This window comes from Shewanella sp. Iso12 (assembly GCF_012030025.1).
GTDB classification, from domain to species: Bacteria; Pseudomonadota; Gammaproteobacteria; order Enterobacterales; family Shewanellaceae; genus Shewanella; species Shewanella algae.
On the sequence record NZ_JAAUHW010000015.1, the window covers coordinates 93,972 to 109,695 of the forward strand.

Annotated in this window: 15 protein-coding genes; all 15 read left to right on the forward strand. The window is 54.5% G+C overall.

The features are described 5' to 3' along the window. Positions 1-16 precede the first annotated feature (16 nt). The 15 genes from HCX89_RS20040 to HCX89_RS20110 all read left to right on the forward strand — a co-directional run bounded on the left by HCX89_RS20040 (position 17) and on the right by HCX89_RS20110 (position 15,707). On the forward strand, positions 17-526 hold the full coding sequence (locus tag HCX89_RS20040) for a hypothetical protein (RefSeq protein ID WP_167717165.1): 510 nt from the start codon (positions 17-19) through the stop codon (positions 524-526). Beyond that, positions 523-1,185 carry an SDR family NAD(P)-dependent oxidoreductase gene (locus HCX89_RS20045; protein ID WP_144220639.1) on the forward strand — a complete coding sequence of 221 codons (663 nt, stop codon included), beginning with the start codon at positions 523-525 and terminating at the stop codon, positions 1,183-1,185. The genes HCX89_RS20040 and HCX89_RS20045 overlap by 4 nt, the downstream gene beginning before the upstream one ends. Before the next feature lie 137 nt (positions 1,186-1,322). Continuing rightward, a complete protein-coding gene (locus HCX89_RS20050; RefSeq protein ID WP_243887760.1) occupies positions 1,323-2,102 on the forward strand; it encodes a thermonuclease family protein in 780 nt (259 codons plus the stop codon). 175 nt (positions 2,103-2,277) lie between these two features. Beyond that, positions 2,278-3,525 carry a malic enzyme-like NAD(P)-binding protein gene (locus tag HCX89_RS20055; RefSeq protein WP_025011583.1) on the forward strand — a complete coding sequence of 416 codons (1,248 nt, stop codon included), beginning with the start codon at positions 2,278-2,280 and terminating at the stop codon, positions 3,523-3,525. Between the two features lie 191 nt (positions 3,526-3,716). After that, the gene (gene csrD / locus HCX89_RS20060; protein WP_044735305.1) at positions 3,717-5,630 is read left to right on the forward strand and encodes an RNase E specificity factor CsrD; all 1,914 of its coding nucleotides are present in this window, start codon (positions 3,717-3,719) and stop codon (positions 5,628-5,630) included. Positions 5,631-5,850: 220 nt separating this feature from the next. Then, complete coding sequence (locus tag HCX89_RS20065) at positions 5,851-6,735, forward strand: MSHA biogenesis protein MshI (RefSeq protein WP_107005202.1); 885 nt, start codon at positions 5,851-5,853, stop codon at positions 6,733-6,735. Beyond that, on the forward strand, positions 6,732-7,331 hold the full coding sequence (locus HCX89_RS20070) for a PilN domain-containing protein (protein ID WP_054744487.1): 600 nt from the start codon (positions 6,732-6,734) through the stop codon (positions 7,329-7,331). Before HCX89_RS20065 ends, HCX89_RS20070 begins: the two co-directional genes overlap by 4 nt. Further along, a complete protein-coding gene (locus tag HCX89_RS20075) occupies positions 7,328-7,987 on the forward strand; it encodes an MSHA biogenesis protein MshJ (RefSeq protein WP_025011840.1) in 660 nt (219 codons plus the stop codon). The genes HCX89_RS20070 and HCX89_RS20075 overlap by 4 nt, the downstream gene beginning before the upstream one ends. Before the next feature lie 88 nt (positions 7,988-8,075). Further along, positions 8,076-8,294: a general secretion pathway protein GspB gene (locus tag HCX89_RS22945; RefSeq protein ID WP_223828866.1), complete on the forward strand. Its 219-nt coding sequence runs from the start codon at positions 8,076-8,078 to the stop codon at positions 8,292-8,294. Further along, positions 8,294-9,985, forward strand: a complete 1,692-nt coding sequence (gene mshL, locus HCX89_RS20085) for a pilus (MSHA type) biogenesis protein MshL (RefSeq protein ID WP_096141129.1) — start codon at positions 8,294-8,296, stop codon at positions 9,983-9,985. The genes HCX89_RS22945 and mshL overlap by 1 nt, the downstream gene beginning before the upstream one ends. 8 nt (positions 9,986-9,993) lie before the next feature. Then, the gene (locus HCX89_RS20090; RefSeq protein ID WP_167717167.1) at positions 9,994-10,905 is read left to right on the forward strand and encodes an ExeA family protein; all 912 of its coding nucleotides are present in this window, start codon (positions 9,994-9,996) and stop codon (positions 10,903-10,905) included. Then, a complete protein-coding gene (locus tag HCX89_RS20095) occupies positions 10,902-12,239 on the forward strand; it encodes a lipopolysaccharide assembly protein LapB (protein ID WP_167717169.1) in 1,338 nt (445 codons plus the stop codon). The genes HCX89_RS20090 and HCX89_RS20095 overlap by 4 nt, the downstream gene beginning before the upstream one ends. After that, positions 12,236-13,990, forward strand: a complete 1,755-nt coding sequence (locus HCX89_RS20100; RefSeq protein WP_144224387.1) for a GspE/PulE family protein — start codon at positions 12,236-12,238, stop codon at positions 13,988-13,990. The genes HCX89_RS20095 and HCX89_RS20100 overlap by 4 nt, the downstream gene beginning before the upstream one ends. A gap of 2 nt (positions 13,991-13,992) precedes the next feature. After that, complete coding sequence (locus HCX89_RS20105) at positions 13,993-15,213, forward strand: type II secretion system F family protein (protein ID WP_045282601.1); 1,221 nt, start codon at positions 13,993-13,995, stop codon at positions 15,211-15,213. Continuing rightward, positions 15,213-15,707, forward strand: a complete 495-nt coding sequence (locus tag HCX89_RS20110) for an MSHA biogenesis protein MshF (RefSeq protein WP_096141125.1) — start codon at positions 15,213-15,215, stop codon at positions 15,705-15,707. Before HCX89_RS20105 ends, HCX89_RS20110 begins: the two co-directional genes overlap by 1 nt. Positions 15,708-15,724 lie beyond the last annotated feature (17 nt).

Below are 15,724 nucleotides of genomic sequence, written 5' to 3' on the forward strand. Positions count from 1 at the left end.
GAAGCCTGGAGGCTATATGAAACGAGCATTTTTCCTGAGTCTGATACTGATGAGTTTGCCACTGGTGGCTGCTGCCAGGGATAACTCCCATGCCGAGCGCCACTATCAGGGTGATATTCATAGAGAAGATTATAATCGCCACCATAATCATGGCTCACGAAGTCATTGGGGCCTGTATTGGGGCGTTAACAATCCCTGGCTATCGCCCTGGCGCTACGACCCGTGGAATCGTTGGCAGTGGGATGATCCTTGGTACAGAGATCGCTGGCAGCGCCCCTATGTATATCGCAGGCAACCCAAGCCGGAGCCTGTGGTGGTGGCGCCACCGCAGCGAGTAACGACTCACTTTGAAACCTTGGCCGATACAGGGAGTCGTGCCAGCCTACCGGCCAACGCCAGGGTGATACAACAAGGTAATCGCACCTTGTATCAATGGCAGGGCAAAACCTATCAATTTGACTGGCAAAGCCAAACCTATCGGCCTCTGCCACAGTCCCCATCTGAAGTCGGAGAACAAAGCAAATGAAATTGATCACCGGGGCCAGCAGTGGCTTGGGGGCAGCGCTGGCGAGGCGTTATCATGCTGAAGGTTGGTCCTTGTTGTTAACCGGCCGCAGCGAACAGAGGCTGCAACAACTGGCGGCAGAGTTGCCCGGTGTCAGTTGCCAAGCCACAGATTTAACCAATCCGCAAGCGATTGAGGCTCTGCTCGATACTTTGGGCGAGGCCCCCGAAATGCTGCTGCACTGTGCCGGCAGTGGCCGCTTCGGTAACCTGGAAACTCAGTCACCAGTCGAGATAAAGACCCTTATCGACAATAATCTGCTGTCCACTCTGTTGCTGCTCAGAGCCATGTTGGCCCGTTGGCGGCAAGAGTCCATGACACTGGTGATTGTCATGTCTACCGCGGCGCTGCAACCCAAGGCCGGAGAGAGCAGTTACTGCGCGGTAAAATGGGCCGTCAGAGGCATGCTGGAGTCCTTACGCTTGGAACTCAAGGGCAGCAAGATAAAACTGATAGCTGTCTACCCCGGTGGAATGGCAACCGGGTTCTGGCCCAGCAGCGGTAAATTGGTGGATACGTCGAGCTTTATGACGGCCGATGAAGCCGCAGCCATGCTCAGTCAGGCCTTGCAAAGTTGTGCCCACGGTTATGTTTCGGATATCACCTTGACCCGGGGCTAGGGGGCAGCATTAAGAGTTAAAAAAGGATTTTGACCGTGATTCCACTCAGCCAAGAGGCAATTACAGCCAAGGGAGGCGCCATGATATTTCAATGGCACAGTACTAGCTCAGGATCTGGCTTTGGGCGTCATTCATGCATGATTATATGTCTGTTGCTGCTGGGCAGTTTGCTGTCTTTGGGATTGGCGCAGGCCAGCACAAGCGGCAATCTGTGTATTCCCTATACTGCCAGCGAAAAGGTTACACTCGCCTATATCAATGATGGCGATACCCTCACACTCAAAGATGGCCGCCTGATACGCTTGATAGGTGTCAATGCCCCCGAGATAGATCATCAGTATCCCAGTCTCTCCCAGCGCTACAGTCTGGAGGCCAGGGCCTTTGTCGCCTCTAAGCTCAAAGCGGGGGACGAGCTGGCGCTGATGTTTGGCCCAACCAAGCTGGATCCCTATGGTCGCACTCTGGCCTATGTCTTTACTCCGGATGGTTTATTGTTGCAGCAGGAGCTGCTGCAACAGGGTTTTGCCATGGCCAGGGTCTATCAGGAACATCCGTTTTGGGAATGCTTTGCCAAGTTGGAGCAGCAAGCACGAACTCAGAGTACAGGTTTGTGGGTGTTTGATGACTATGCCCCCAAGGCGGTTTCGGCTATCGGCCAGCAGGATTTAAATCAGTATCGGCTGGTCAGAGGTGTGGTGACAGATTTTGAAAGAAAGGGACAGTATTTGTGGCTTATTCTGGATAATAACTTCTATGTCGGCATACCTCAGGCCGGATCTGGTAATTTTAGCAACCTTTTAGCGCTGAACTCGCTCAAAAGAGCCGTTATAGTGCGGGGTAAGTTGTATTTTTCCTACAAAAAATGGCAGATGATCGCCACTCATCCATCACAGATAAGTTTAGAAAATCCCCCTTAGAAGCAAAATGCCTGACTTAAGCGGAAAATTTCTATCTCACTGTTTTAAAACAGTGCCTTTTCGCGTATCTTTAGCGCCTTGTGATTTGAGTCACTGTAGAGGGAGTTCTGCAGTGATCCAGACCTGTGTTTGTACGGTTTTTACTTAATATCATTCCGCATTTCAGGATTTAAAAATGACAGATTTCCGTCAAAAAGCGCTCGATTACCATGAGTTCCCCGTTCCAGGCAAAACCGCAGTGACGCTGACCAAGCCCGCCGAGACCAGTATGGATCTGGCGCTGGCGTACAGCCCGGGGGTGGCAGAGCCGGTACGTGAAATCGCTTCCAATCCTGCCAATGCGTACAGATACACCAACAAGGGCAACACGGTTGCCGTGATTTCCAACGGTACCGCCATTCTGGGGCTGGGTAACCTAGGCCCCTTGCCATCCAAGCCGGTAATGGAAGGAAAGGCTTTGCTGTTCAAGCACTTTGCCAATATCGACGCCACAGATATCGAAGTAAAACACCGCACAGCTGAAGAGTTTATTCATACAGTCGAAGCGATTGCCGACACTTTTGGCGGTATCAACCTGGAAGACATCAAGGCGCCTGAGTGCTTTGAAATTGAGCGTGAGCTGATCGAGCGCTGCCAGGTTCCTGTGTTTCACGACGACCAGCACGGCACGGCAATCGTTACTGCCGCCGGGATGATCAATGCCCTCGAGATCCAGGGCAAGAAACTGGAAGAGGCTGTGTTTGTCTGTATGGGCGCAGGCGCAGCGGCCATCGCCTGTATGAGCATGCTGGTCAAGTGTGGAGCACAGCGTGAAAATGTCTACATGCTGGATAGAAAGGGCGTAATCCATACTCGTCGTGAAGATCTCAACGAGTACAAGGCACTGTTTGCCAACAACACAGACAAGCGCACGCTGCAGGATGTGATCAAGGGGGCCGACGTGTTCCTGGGACTGTCTGGCCCTGATGTTCTCGGCGCCGAGGAAGTGGCTATGATGGCTGAGAAGCCGGTGATCTTCGCTTGCTCCAACCCGGATCCCGAGATCAAGCCTGAACTGGCTCATGAGATACGTAGCGATTTGATCATGGGAACCGGTCGCAGCGACTATCCCAACCAGGTCAACAATGTGCTCTGTTTCCCATTCATTTTCCGTGGCGCTTTGGATGTGCGTGCCAGCCGCATTAATGATGAGATGAAGATAGCCGCGGTTTATGCCATTGCTGAACTGGCCAAGGAGCCTGTGCCAGCATCTGTGTTGGCGGCTTACCCCAATGTCAGCGAGCTGAGTTTCGGCCCGCAATATGTGCTGCCCAAGCCTATGGACCCAAGACTGTTGCCCAAAGTCGCCAAGGCTGTGGCGCAAGCAGCCATAGACTCTCAGGTTGCTCAGATAGACACACTGCCGCAATACCCGGAAGTCTGATAGCAGCTTTACTCCCAAGGGGCCTTGTTTGGCCCCTTTGTTGTTTCTGCAAGGCAAACGGGGCATTTGCCGTGCTATGCAGCTTGTCGGTTGCCTTTTGCGTATGGCTGCTGAATAATCAACAGACTGAGTTCCCGCAGTGAGGCGGCTCAACACTTAGAAGAATAAGAAGACTGGCAGGATCGCCCTCGATGAAACTCACCCGAATTCTCACAAAAAAACTCACCAGTTTTTGGCTCTTGTCGCTGACGACAGTGGCGTTTGTGTTTCTGCTCTGTGCCATGATGAGTTTCCTGCAGCTGACCTACAAGTTCCAGCAACAGAAGGTCACGGAGCTGGAAACCATGCTGAGCAACCAGTACCAACCCAGCAGCAATTGGGAGCTGGAGTCCTGGCTGCCTCCCATGTTGATTGCCTACAACGCCGCCAGCTTTAAGCTCTGGCATTACGACAAGTTATTGTTTGAATATAAAGGCAATATCGGCACAGAAAACCTGGTGCGTTATCAGTCACAGCTGAAGAACAACCCGGGTATCCGCATGGAGCTGGAACTACCGCAGCCGTTTTCCCAGCACAGGCCAGGTTGGTACGAAGTCTTGATCATTCTGGTCGGCGTGGGTGCCGTGCTGGCGTTTGTCCGTTTCGGCTATCTCTGGTATTCGCGGCAACTGGAGGGAATTGAAGAGCTGGCACAGCGCAGCCGTTTAATCCTCTTGGGTGAGCATGAAAAAGCGCTGGCGATGCCGGGCAAGGGTAAACCCAGATTGATTAACCGCGCCCTAAGTCGCTTGCTGGAAGAGCTGGCCGATGCCCAGAAAGAGCGGGCCAGATTTGACAAGTTTATCCGCAGCAATACTTTCCTGGATCCCGACACCCGCATAGGTAACCGCCTGTTTCTCAAGAATCGACTCGATGCCCTGAGCAATGAACAGGGCATGATAGCCCATGGGGTGCTTTATCTGTTGGAGCTGGAGGATCTGGATCTGCTGCAGCAACAGCTGGGAGACAGCCTGACGCTGGAGCTGCTAAGACAAAACGTCAACGGCATTAGCCAGATACTGCAGTCTCAGCCCAACAGTTTCTTTGCCCGCCGTTCCCATAACCAGTTTGCAATAGTGGTGACCCAGATTTCCCTGGCGGAGGCCGATCAACTGGCGATCCGACTGCTGAAAGTCTGCCAAAGCCAAGTGTTGCCCAAGCTGGACAACGCCGACAACTTCTATCATCTCGGCGGCGCTTACTTCAAGGTGGGCGATGGTCAGCAACAGTTGCTGGAAGAGGCGGAAATGGCGCTGAGAGCGGCTCAGCTGCAGGGGATCAATACCTGGTTTATGTATGACAAGGGTGCGGTGGATCAGGAGTTTGCCAAGGGCTCTGTGCGCTGGCGCAGCTTTCTGGAAATGGCCTTGGTCAACAAGCGTTTTCTCGCTTATACCCAGCCAGTGATGGATTGTGACGGCAAACTGCACCATAGAGAGGTGTTCACCCGGGCCAGAGATCCCGAGGGCAATCTGGTGCGGGCGACACTGTTTCTGCCTATGGCGGTTAAATGTGGGCTGATGCCGCAAATTGAGCGCCAGACTCTGGAAAGAGTCCTGTTTGAGTTGCTGCCGAGTGAGCCGGACAAGAAGGTTTGTTTCAGCATCAACCTGAGTCTGGATTCGCTGATGAGTCGCGCCTTTATCCGTTGGCTGCGTACTACCTTGCTGGAATACCGGGATCTGACCGGCAGGTTGATCTTCGAGGTCAGTGAAGATATCGCGGCGCCCAATCAGGAGAAGATAGCCTCCAGGCTGCAAATGATCCGCAAAATGGGCGCGCGCCTGTGTGTCGATCATGTGGGGCAGCAGGTGATCAGCACCCAGTATATTCAGGACACGGGGTTCGAGCTGATTAAACTGCACAGATCCATAGTGCGGCAGATCCATTTACGGCCCGAAAATCAGCTGTTTGTTCGCAGCCTGATAGGTGGACTCTACCGCACCGAAGTACAGGTTTGTGCCGAAGGCGTGGAGCTGTTCGAAGAGTGGCAGACTTTGAGAATACTCGGCGTCAGCGCCGCTCAGGGTAGCTGGTTCAGCGAGCCTATGCCGGCCAGCGCCTGAGCAAGAGTACAAGCCTTGTATTCGTTCGACTTGTTTATCAGCATGGGTGAGCCTATCTTTAGAGCAGTTCTCAGTTTGAGAATATTTGCCTATAAAATGAAGTGATTAGTGTTTAGAATGGATACGCCAAAATATTGACTTAAATTTTAAGGTTGCAGCAATTTGTTAACCTTAAGGCCGAGGTCAGGCCAACCACTTTCACAGGGACTCAGGGTTACCTATGACGAACAAGTCATTCATCAGTCGTCTTTTTAGCTTTGGCTCGCCCGAATCCGGCGTCGCTACCGGCATCTTCCTCGCGGCCAATCACGCCTGGGTCTTTCGCCCCGGCAGTGACAACCAAGGTGCACTCTGCCACAGCTATTCACTGCAAAAAGATGATTGGAATGCACTGTTTTCCGCTATCTATGCCGACTTTGGCCCCTCGAAACTGCAGTTGGCGTTGGGCTTTGGTCATTATCAACTCCTGAGCGCCGACCGGCCCAAGGTAGAAGCCGATGAGATGGCTCAAGCGCTGGTTTGGGCGGTCAAGGACATGGTCAGCACGCCGCCGGCCGATATCCATCTGGACTACTTCGAATCACCAATTAAAAGCAGTGACAAACTCAATGTGGTGGTTTGCTCCCGCAGCAGCCTATCTGCTTTGGCCCAGGGAATAGACAAGGCCGGTATGGAGTTGGTGGGGATCAGCATCGAAGAGTTACTGCCCACTAACCTCTTTGGCCAAGACCCTATGGCCAGGCTGGTGATCAGCCAAATTCCCGGGCAGGAGTTACTGCTCACTGTGGTGCGCGAGGGTGAACTCTACATGCAGCGGCGCATTCGCGGATTTGCCGAACTGCACCAGACCGATGCCGAATCCTTGGGGTTCGGCGTTGCCGATACCCTCAGCCTGGAGATCCAGCGCTCGATGGACTTTTTTGAAAGCCAGCTCAGACAAGCGCCGGTAGCCTCGATTGAAATCATGGTTCAGGGGCAAACCGATGCCCTGGCGCAACTTGTGTCCAGTAACTTTAACCAGCAGGTGCGTCCGGTTAATGGCATGGATGTCGGTATGAAAATGGCTGAGCTCAGCTATCTGGAATTGGAGCGGGGTAGCAAATGAGCAAGACCCGGATCAATCTCTATTCGTCTTCACTCTTGCCTCCCAGGCTAAGGCTCAGTTTTGTTCGTTTGCTGGTTATTGCTGGCGTATTCTTGTTACTGGGACTCTCACTTATCGGCTTGGGATGGTGGCAGCAAACGCAAGTGTCCAGGCAGTTGCTTGAGGTCGAGTCGCAGCGACAGGCCTTGGAGAGCCAAAAACAACAACTGGAAGCCGAATTGGCCAAGCGTCAGCCTAGTGCCGAGCTGGTCATTGAGCTGGAGCGTCGTACTCAGGAGCGAGAGCTCAAGGGTTTACTGCTGACCGAGCTTGGGCAGCGGGAGCGCATGACGTCCAAGGGCTTTGCGCCTGTGCTGCAGGAGTTGGCCCAAGTGTCCGATGGCAGCGTGTGGTTGAGCCGCATCAAACTTGAAGAAGACAAGCTGGAGTTTGAAGGTTTCGGCCAATATCCGCAGAGTCTGCCGCGCTGGATAGACAGGCTCAAACAAACCGAGAGTCTGAGAGGGCGCTCGTTTGCTTCCATGACCATGGCTCGGGAGCCAGGCCAGCCACTGGCCTTCGTCCTGACCAGTGAAGCCCGGGAGGTGAAGAAATGAATTTCCTTCGGCGTCTGGGCCAAGCCTTTGATGGTTTGAGTCAAAGAGAGAGGATCATGGTGGCGGGAGTCAGCCTGTTATTACTGCTGTTTCTGCTGTATCTGCCGCTGGAGTCTTTCTGGCTGGAGCGCCAGAGCAATCTGCAACGCCTGCATGCCGGCCAGAGTAGCATCAAACTCAGTCAGCAACAGCTGGAGCTCTATCGCCAACGCCTGGCGGAAGACCCTGATACGCCGCTTAAGGCCCGCTTGGGGCAAGTCAATCGTGATATCGCCGCGTTGGATCAACAACTGGACCGCCAGATGGTCGACATGGTGCCCGCCAGCTATATGCCATCATTGCTTACCGCCTTGCTGGAACGGGTGCAAGGAATACAGCTGACCGGCTTCAAGTCTGTCGCCCCAACACCTTTGCTGGTGGTAGGCAAAGCTGATGAACAACAGATGAATCTCTATAGTCACGGCATAGTGCTGGAGTTTGAAGGCGACTATTTCGCCGTGCTCAAGTTTGTGCAAGCGGTGGAAAACATGCCGGACAAGCTCTATTGGAAGCGCCTGGATTACCGGGTGTCTGAGTATCCCAAGGCCAGTGTGCAACTTGAGTTATACACGCTCAGCATCAATGAGGACTTTATCAGTGTGGCATCATCCAGCTAAGTGCTTAATCTTATTGGCGATGCTCTGCAGCCAGGGTCTGGCAGCAGCCAGCCTGCGGGACCCTACCATGCCGGCACAGGGAGTAAATTTGCCAGCCAAGGAGCAGGGAGGGCAGGGCCTGATACTGAGCAGCCTGCTCAGCGGACCTCAGGGCAGGCGGGCCGTGATTAATAACCAAATTTACCGCCAGGGAGACAGGATTCAAGGGGTGGTGTTAAGCCGTATCGATCAGGACAGTGTTTTGCTGGCCGATGGTCGCCGACTCTATCTGTTTCAAGCGATTACCGAGCGCAAGGAAAAACATTAATGAAAACCAGACTCGCCTATATGCTGCCGTTGTTGGCTCTGGGCCTGGCGGCCTGTCAAACCACGGATAGGCCCAACCCAGCCGCCTCCAAAGAGGCGCTGCGCGATTCCATGGCGCAGCAAAATGCCAGGGCAGCAGTGCCTCCTCCGGCCAGCTTGCCTCCCGGTGTGCAGCAAGAGTTGAACGCCGATGGTCTTCTGGCCGGGCTGGCCGCACCTATGCAGACCGAGCGGCGTTTTGATGTCTCGGCCAATGATGTCGATGCCAGGGTGTTTTTCCCGAGTCTGGTGGAAGGCACTCCCTTCAGCGTGGCTGTGCACCCACAAGTGAGCGGCAATATCTCTTTATCGCTCAAGGGCGTGACCCTGAGTGAAGCCTTGCAGGTAGTACAGGACATTTACGGCTATGAGATCAGCCGGGAAGGACGGATCCTGAGGGTCTATCCGGCAGGCCTGAGAACCGAGACTTTCCCGGTCAATTACCTCTATATGGAGCGTATCGGTCTGTCGCTGACTTCGGTCAGTTCGGGAAGGATCTCTGACAACAACAATAACAACAACAGCAATAACAACCTCAACAATAATGGCCTGAACAACGGCAATAACAGCAATTTCAGCAATAACCGTAGTAACAACAACGGCAACGACCAGAACAGCAATAACACCAACGGCACCTTCATCAGTTCCCGCACCAAGACAGATTTCTGGGGCGAGCTGCAAAAGACCCTGGAATCGATTCTCGGCAGCAGTGGCGACGGCCGCTCTGTAGTGGTCACTCCCCAGGCCGGCTTGGTAACCGTCAGAGCCAATCCGGACGAGCTGCGGCAGATCCGCAGTTTCCTCTCCACCGCCGAGAGCCATCTGCAGCGGCAGGTTATTCTGGAAGCCAAGATCCTCGAAGTGACCCTCTCCGATGGTTACCAGCAGGGGATCCAGTGGCAGGATGTGCTTGGCAGCGCTTTGGCCGACGGTAACACCAAGGTTAATTTTGGCACCAGCGAGGGCTCGTTTGGCGATCAGATCACCGAGGCCATAGGAGGGGTGACCTCTTTATCACTCAAGGGTACGGATTTCACCGCCATGATCACTCTGCTGGATACCCAAGGCGATGTCGATGTGCTCTCCAGCCCCAGGGTGACAGCGTCCAACAACCAGAAGGCGGTGATCAAAGTTGGCCGTGACGAATACTTTGTCACAGATGTCTCCTCTACCACAGTGGCCAGCACCACACCGGTGACATCACCTGAGGTGGAGCTGACGCCCTTCTTCTCGGGAATCGCTCTGGATGTGACGCCCCAAATAGACAAAGACGGCAGTGTCTTGCTGCATGTACATCCTTCGGTAACAGATGTGAAAGAGCAGAAAAAGAGCATCAAGATAAGTGACTCTTCGTTGGATCTGCCCTTGGCCCAGAGTGAAATCCGTGAGTCTGACACTGTCATCAAGGCGCTTTCCGGTGATGTGGTGGTGATTGGCGGCCTGATGAAGAGCGAGAATACCGAAGTGGTATCCAAGGTGCCGCTGCTGGGCGATATACCCTTTATCGGTGAAGCCTTTACCAACCGCAGTAAGTTAAAGCGCAAGACAGAGCTGGTGATTTTGCTCAAGCCGACCGTGGTAGTTGATGGCACCTGGCAAAAAGAACTGCAACGCTCTCAGAGCTTGCTTGACCGCTGGTATCCACAGGAATAGCCGCTTCTATGTATCTGCAGCATTTTGGCATCCAGAGCATGCCTTTTGCCCTGACCCCAAATACAGGATTTTTCCTGGGGTTGGCTCCCCATGTGGAGGCCTTGCAGGTGCTGCAGGTGGCGCTGCAAACCGGTGAAGGTTTTATCAAGGTCACCGGCGAAGTGGGAACCGGCAAAACATTGCTGTGCCGCAAACTGCTCAACGAGTTACCGCAGCAGTTTCGCTGCGCCTGGTTGCCCAATCCTTATCTGACCCCGGCAGAACTCAGACTGGCGATTGCCGAGGAGCTGGGGATTGCCGTGAATGATATTAAAGATCAGCAGCAACTCAGTGGTCTTATCCAGCAGCAGCTGCTGGCGCTCAGTGCCCAGGGGCTCAATATTGTTTTGTTGCTCGATGAAGCCCAGGCCTTGCCGGATGAGAGTCTTGAAGCCTTGCGGCTGTTGACCAATCTGGAAACCGAGAGCCGCAAGTTGCTGCAGGTGGTGATCTTCGGCCAGCCCGAACTGGATTCGCGCCTGGCGCAGCAAGAGTTTCGACAGTTACGCCAGAGGATCACCTTCAGCTATCGCTTGCGGCCGCTGACCCGGGATGAAGTCTATGCCTATCTGCGCCACAGATTGGCGGTGGCCGGCTATCAGGGGCCGGCGTTATTCAGCGCTGCAGACAGTAAACGTATCGCCGTGGCTGCCAGAGGGATCCCCAGATTGGTGAATATTTTGGCGCACAAGGCGCTGCTGCTCTGTTTCGGTGAAGGCAAACAGCAAGTGAAAACGGCGCATATCAAGGGCGCCATCAAGGATACCGAAGATGCTTCCCGTACTTCGAACTGGCGCTGGCTTTGGCCGACTCTGGCACTGCTCCTTACTTCAGTCGGCGCCTCGGTCGGGGTTTATGCCATGAAGGGAGTCTGGTTATGAGTGTGGTCAATCAGATGCTCAAGGACCTGGATAAACGCCAGCAGCCCCACAACTTAGCTCATGTGCCGGCGGGGCAGGCCAGTCAAGCGGCGGCTAATCCCTGGTGGTTGCTGCTGGGTGGCACGCTGCTTGGCATCTCTCTATTGGCGCTGGGGTTATGGTTGGGCGGTTATTTGGGAAGTGGCAGTCAAAGCGCTTCTCAAACCCTAAACCAAGCTGCAAACCAAAGCGGAAGCCGAGCAGAGCCATCGCAGACCGTGCCGTATGAGCCGGGGCCCACGGGCCGTAATCGACCGCAGCCGAAAGTAGTCTCAAGCGCTGCCGATGGCAGCGATAGATTAAGTTTGGAGCCTGAGGCGCAGAACTCGGCGCTGCAACTTCCCAGCAAGAGCCTGGCTCCAAGTGAACAATCCAAAGCTCCTGATACGGGCTTGAATGCTCAAGGCTCAGCCTTTGAAACAAAAAGCCCGGAAATGTATGGCTCAGAAACAGGCAACTTAAAATCAAGCCGGGCCGATGACAGCCTTGAAACCAGTGCTGTTGCCGAACGTTTGGCAGTCAAGGAAGAGCCGCTCGGGCTGGAGGCTGGACAAGAGCCGGCTCAGTCAGTGCAAATAGAAAGACCTGGTCGCAATGAAAAGTCAGGCTTGGATCAGAAGCCCAGCCCCAATGAGAGCGGCAGGATAACCCAATCCACATCTGGGGGTGCCAAGCCAAGCCAGGCGAAAATGAGCGTGACTCAGGTATCTCTGACCCCGGCAGAGCTGTCGCAAAAGAAATTACAACAGGGACAACAGGCTAAGGAACTGGGGCAGTTGGACAAGGCAATGTCGGCCTATGCCGAAGCCTTGCGTTTGAATGATGCCAATCACAACGCCCGCCAGGAGCTGGCGGCGCTGTTTTATGGCCGCGGTGAATTGGACAAGGCGGCAGTACTGCTGCGTCAAGGTGCCGAAAGCTATCCGCAGCAACCGACCTTTTGGTTGTTGCTGGCCCGGGTGCAGAAGGCTCGCAGCGAGTTACCTCTGGCGCTCGCCAGTTTGCAACAGATAGCCGATGGCAGCGAGCTTGGGCGCGAGAAATGGCTGCTGCAGGCGGAAATTGGCCAAAGCCTCAAGGATTGGCCCTTGGTACAACAAAGTTATCTTAGCCTGATCCGGCAGGATGCCTCTCAGGGACGCTGGTGGTTGGGGCTGGCCTATGCCCAGGATGCGAGTGGTGATTATGACGCTGCCAAGGCCAGTTACCAGGAAGCACTCAAGCGCCAGGGCTTGTCCGCGGATGCCCGTGATTACATAGAAAACCGACTCGCCCAGATAGGAGGCCGCCAGTGAAACCCAAGTTGAAAATGCGCCTCGGTGATCTCCTGGTACAGGAGCAGATTATCAGCGAGGTGCAGCTGCAAAACGCGCTGTCACAACAAAAGCAAACCGGCCGCAAGCTGGGGCGCACCCTGATAGACATGGACTTTATCAGCGAGGAGCAGCTGCTGCAGTTTCTCTCGCATCAGTTGAATATTCCCTTTATCGATATCAGCAAACGCCCCATTCCTGCCGAGGTGGTCAACCTCTTGTCCGAAGTGCAGGCGCGGCGTTTTCGGGCTCTGGTGATTGAAGCCGACAAGGATTCTGTGCTGGTGGCCATGAGCGATCCTGCCGATCTGCAGGCGCTGGATGAATTGGATGTGCTATTGGCACCAAGACGCCTGAAACTGGCGGTGGTGAAGGAACAGCAGCTGTTCGATGCTTTTGATAACCTCTATCGCCGCACCGGCCACATTGCCCAGATGGCCGGCAAGCTGGAGGAGGAGTACGCCGCCGATGATCAGTTCGATCTCGCCAGTCTGACCGAAGGTGACAGCGACAACGAAACCACAGTGGTTAAGCTGTTGCAGTCGATTTTCGAGGATGCAGTACAGATCCGCGCCTCGGACATTCACATTGAACCCGGAGACAAGTCGCTCAGGATCCGTCAGCGGGTGGATGGTCTGTTGCAGGAAAACGTGCTCAAAGAGGTCAATATTGCCGCAGCGCTGGTGCTCAGGCTCAAGCTGATGGCCGGCTTGGATATCTCGGAAAAACGTTTGCCCCAGGATGGCCGTTTTCATATTGAAATCAAAGGCCATCAGATAGATGTGCGTATGTCTACCATGCCCATCTATCACGGCGAGTCTGTGGTGATGCGGCTGCTGGACCAATCGGCAGGGCTCTTGACCCTGAATGAAACCGGGATGCCGCCGCATATTCTCGAGCGGGTACGGCGGCAGATAAAACGCCCCCACGGCATGTTGTTGGTCACAGGTCCTACAGGTTCGGGTAAGACAACCACTCTTTACGGCATTCTCAGTGAGCTGAACAAGGCTGAGAGTAAGATCATTACCGTGGAAGATCCGGTGGAATACCAACTGCCGCGGATCAACCAGGTGCAGGTCAATCACAAGATAGGCCTGGATTTTTCCAATGTACTGCGCACCACACTGCGCCAGGATCCCGACATCATAATGGTGGGGGAGATGCGGGATCAGGAAACCGTCGAAATCGGCTTGCGCGGTGCCCTGACAGGTCACTTCGTGCTCTCGACCCTGCACACCAATGATGCCATTACCAGTGCCCTGCGTTTGCTTGATATGGGGGCGGCCAGTTATTTGGTGGCCAGTGCCCTCAGGGTCATCATAGCCCAGCGCCTGGTGCGGCGGGTGTGTAAGAACTGCGCCACCGATTATCATCTCACGCCGCAGGACAGGGTCTGGCTCCAGAGTATCAGCAAGCGCGACTTTTCCGATGCCAGGCTCAGAGTGGGCACAGGGTGTCAGAGCTGCTCCGGCACAGGTTATCGCGGTCGTATAGGGGTGTTTGAGATCCTCGAACTGGATGAAACCATGATAGAGGCGATGCGCAGCGGTAATCCCCATGAGTTTGCCCGTGCCGCTTACGCCAGCGAGCAGTTTACCCCGCTGGCTGAATCGGCTCTGGAATATTTACGCAGCGGCCTGACGACCATAGAAGAGGTCGCCAAGCTGGTGGAAGATGTCTCCGAGTCTCAAGTGCCGTTGGCGGCCGAGATGATGGAACGGGATGAGGTCTGATTATGCCGCTCTATGCCTATCGGGGCCGGGATGCCCGCGGTGAACAGGTCAAGGGACAATTGGATGCTGCTTCAGAGAGCGTGGCGGCCGATCTGCTGCTGGCCAGAGCCGTGATCCCATTGGAGCTTGTTGAGCTCAAGCCTGGCCCGGATCTCAGTCTCAAAGGTTTGCTCAAGCGTAGGGTTGGCCTGGATGAGCTGCAGATATTTACCCGGCAAATGTACTCCCTGACCCGCTCCGGCATTCCTATTCTGCGAGCCATTGCCGGGCTGTCGGAAACCACCCATTCCAAACGGATGAAAGAGGCATTGCAGGATGTCTCTGAACAGTTGACCGCCGGACGGCCGCTGTCGTCGGCAATGAACCACCATCCGGATGTGTTCGACGCCTTGTTCGTCTCCATGGTTCATGTGGGAGAGAACACGGGCAAACTGGAAGATGCCTTTCTACAGTTGTCCGGTTATATCGAGCGGGAGCAGGAAACCCGCAGACGGATCAAGTCTGCCATGCGTTATCCCATGTTTGTTCTGTTGGCGGTTGCACTGGCACTGGTGATCCTCAATATTATGGTGATCCCCAAGTTCGCCGAAATGTTTTCCCGCTTCGGTGCCGAATTGCCTTGGGCGACCCGGCTGCTTATCGGTACCTCCAACCTGTTTGTCAATTACTGGCCCTTGATGCTGGTGGGGTTGGTGGTAACTGTACTCGGGGTGCGTTATTGGCATAGAACCGAGAAGGGCGAAAAACAGTGGGATCGTTGGAAACTGCATATTCCAGCGGTGGGTTCCATAATCGAACGCTCGACTCTGGCCCGTTATTGCCGCAGTTTTGCCATGATGTTGGGGGCCGGAGTGCCAATGACTCAGGCGCTCAGCTTGGTGGCCGATGCCGTAGACAACAGCTATATGCACGACAGAATCGTCAACATGCGCCGCGGGGTCGAAGCGGGGGAATCCATGCTGAGGGTTTCCAATCAGAGTCAGTTGTTTACGCCCCTGGTGTTGCAGATGGTTGCTGTTGGGGAAGAAACCGGCCGTATAGATCAACTGCTCAATGATGCCGCCGATTTTTACGAAGGTGAGGTAGATTATGACCTCAAGAACCTCACTGCGAGGCTGGAACCTATTTTGATCGGCATAGTGGCCATTGTGGTGCTGATCCTGGCCCTGGGTATCTATCTGCCTATGTGGGACATGCTTAATGTGGTCAAGGGAGGCCGCTGATGCCAAGCCAGCATCAGGCCGAGGAAGATCTGCTGCGAACCTTCGCCAGACTGGCCGCGCTGCTGCTGTTGTTGGTCATTCTGGCGGTGTTGGGAGTACGTTATTTTTCAGCCGTGGATCAGGTGTCGGCCAGAGGGTTGCAGCTTGAACACCACAGGTTGCTGAATGTATTGGCCATGGTGAGATCCCAGTGGCTGAGCCTGGGACGCCCTGAACAGATGCAACTGGATTGGCAGACGCTGGAACGACCAGAGCCTCCAGGTCAATTGGCTATGAATAAGGCCGGTTGGCCACAGGCGCCCAGCCGGGATGACAGCGGCTGTGTAGCTCTTTGGCAACAGCTTCTGGGAGGCATGCCGGATAAGGCCGTTATCCGGGTGCAGTTTCTCCACCAGGATCAAAGCTGCCGCTATATGAGCCCTGCCGGTGAGAGTCTGAGTTATCAAATGGACACCGGCAGGGTCATTTTTTTGACAGCTGATACAGATTATTGACCGAGTTGGTTTTTTAT